The 272-nt window shown below is 57.7% G+C and carries 1 protein-coding gene; it reads left to right on the top strand.

Translation table 11 applies throughout. The features are described from left to right. Positions 1-272 (top strand): alpha-amylase family glycosyl hydrolase (locus ACPYOI_RS36290; RefSeq protein WP_481424201.1); only part of this gene is annotated, 272 nt, incomplete at both ends.

Consider the following 272-nt stretch of genomic DNA (forward strand, 5'->3'; position numbering starts at 1 on the left):
GCTATGACGTGACCGACCCGAATGAAATCGACCCCGCCATTGGCGGACGAGAAGGATTCGACCGTATGGCGGCCGCGCTCAGGCAGGCGGGAATGGGCTTGATACTGGATATTGTGCCTAACCACATGTCGACCTCGCTGGAGAATCACTGGTGGCGAGACGTGATTGAGCATGGCAAACAGAGCCGCTACGCACGCTATTTCGATATTGACTGGTCACGGCCGCTTACGCTGCCGTTTCTGGGCGACACCTTTGAGGCGGAGCTTGAGAAG

It is taken from the genome of Rhizobium sp. SVR5-2C, assembly GCF_056755115.1.